This window comes from Thiorhodococcus minor, assembly GCF_010820565.1.
GTDB classification, from domain to species: Bacteria; Pseudomonadota; Gammaproteobacteria; order Chromatiales; family Chromatiaceae; genus Thiorhodococcus; species Thiorhodococcus minor.
In genome coordinates this window covers 1-2,270 of the sequence record NZ_JAAIJQ010000213.1, presented here as the reverse complement: position 1 = coordinate 2,270, position 2,270 = coordinate 1, and the positions used below count along the sequence as shown (strand labels likewise).

Here is a 2,270-nt window from a genome sequence, read left to right as displayed (position 1 = left end):
GCAGCACGATGGGAGCCCTTCTGATGCCCGCTTTCGGCCTCCGCGACCTTCCTCATCACCGACCGGGTGGCACCGGCGCTCCCGCGCTATCCATGGTCCACCGATACAATCCCCTCTCTATAAGGCATGCCCGCATCCGCGCGGTCGGCGGCGTCGTGCCAGGATCGGATTAGTCCAACAGACATTTATCCATCGGGCGTCCAAGCGTCGGAGCGAGATCACGCTCACAGCCATGCGCCCGATGGATAAATGCTTAATTGTTAACAGAAGGGCGGCGCGTTTACAGGCTTAGTTTCAAAAACTAACGAGGAACTCGATTTCGGCTATTATGTTGCTCTATACAGTGGGCTCAGCGTTCCGAATTCCTTGAGAGTGACAGTAAGAAAGGGCTATCGCCACACAAGGCCGATCGTTTATCTATCATCATCGAAAGGGGTATATTAGGCATGGGTAATAATCATAAGCCATGGCCATTGCCATACATGGCAATGTTCGTTGTGTTGAGCTTCTTGATTTTAGTAAATGCACAAAACTCTAATGCTCAAGCCTTCCCCATACAAGACCAAATAGAATTTGATTATCAATCATTAGACGAGATCTTTATGTTGTCTGATGGCTCGATGTGGCTCCTCAAAGGAACTTCAGAGAACAACCTTCCTGGGTCCACAAAAAGTTTCACGATCTATTCGGGAACCGATGACATCCCAAACCCTGACTACGGCATAAAAACCGATTACTTCATGCTAGTTGAAGATTCGTCTTCAACGTTTTTTGTGGAGCCGCTGCCGCAGCAAACAGAGCTGCTGAGCGATCGAATAGAATTTGATTATCAGTCATTAGACGAAATCTTTATGTTGTCTGATGGCTCAATGTGGCTCCTCAAAGGAACTTCAGAGAACAACCTTCCTGGGTCCACAAAAAGTTTCACGATCTATTCGGGAACCGATGACATCCCAAACCCTGACTACGGCATAAAAACCGATTACTTCATGCTAGTTGAAGATTCGTCTTCAACGTTTTTTGTGGAGCCGCTGCCGCAGCAAACAGAGCTGCTGAGCGATCGAATAGAATTTGATTATCAGTCATTAGAAGAAATCTTTATGTTGTCTGATGGCTCAATGTGGCTCCTCAAAGGAACTTCAGAGAACAACCTTCCTGGCTCCACAAAAAGTTTCACGATCTATTCGGGAACCGATGACATCCCAAACCCTGACTACGGCATAAGAACCGATTACTTTATGCTAGTTGAAGATTCGTCTTCGACGTTTTTTGTTGATGCTTTACTCAAGCAAGACTTAACTGTCATCGTGGCAGGGAATGCTTCTAGCACAGTTACCTCGGTACCCAGCGGTATCGACTGTGGTACTGATTGTGATGCATCATTCCCGAGAGGTATCAACGTCACGTTGACAGCCAATCCAGGACTATATTCAGTATTCGCAGGTTGGAGTGGTGCTTGTAGTGGAGAAGTCATAATATGTGAACTACAAATGTCACAGCCCAATACCGTGGAAGCGACATTTGAGCTCGTTCCATTGGATCGTAGTGGATTCGACTGGCGTGTTACCGAAATCTACATCGCAACGATGGGATATGCACCAGATGTCGAAGGCTTACAGTATTGGGTGGACCAGATGGAGAACAGTTCAGGATGGACTCCAACGACGGTAGCCCAAAGCTTCTTTGATCAAGAACTGGTGAAGCAACAATACCCGGATGATCTTGGTTATGAACCGCTAATTGAGGCACTATACGAAAATATCTTTGGTCGTCCCGCTGATGATGCCGGCAAAAGTTATTGGCTAACCGAACTACAGGCGGGTCGTGTACCACGGAACGCCATGATCATAGCTCTGATCGAAGGAGGATGGGCTAACGAGGATGCAGTAACGGATATGGTAAGGTTCCGGTATCGCGTGGAAGTGGGACTAGCCTTCGCAGACGCGCAAGTCGAGCGTGGAATTGTATATAGCCAATTATCTACCGCCGAACAAAGTATGCTACGTCAAATAGGCCGGGATCTTATTGCTGGTGTAACGGCTGAGATGGCAACACGCGACGAAGCGATTTCCAGCATATCCGGGTTCCTCGATCAGCTTTGATTTGGTCAGATTAAGACGCGTCCAGTTTGAAAGGAGTAACCATCCCCCGGCTCTGCCGGGGGATGGTTACTGCGGGGGAATTGCGGGGACAGTGCGGCCTGGCAAGGCCGCGTGTTCTAGCGGGTGTGACTCCCGCCTGGGTAATCGTGCGCCGCGAGCCCAGTATCG

The 2,270-nt window shown here is 48.8% G+C and carries 1 protein-coding gene; it reads left to right on the top strand.

Annotated elements, in window-relative coordinates:
- Window positions 1-446 precede the first annotated feature (446 nt).
- Entirely contained in the window at window positions 447-2,102 is a 1,656-nt protein-coding gene (locus tag G3446_RS26380; protein WP_164456630.1) for a DUF4214 domain-containing protein, read from the top strand.
- Window positions 2,103-2,270: the final 168 nt, after the last annotated feature.

Excerpts from the sequence above, each read along its gene's own strand:
- G3446_RS26380 (WP_164456630.1), top strand. The coding sequence starts at position 447 with ATGGGTAATAATCATAAGCCATGGCCATTGCCATACATGGCAATGTTC.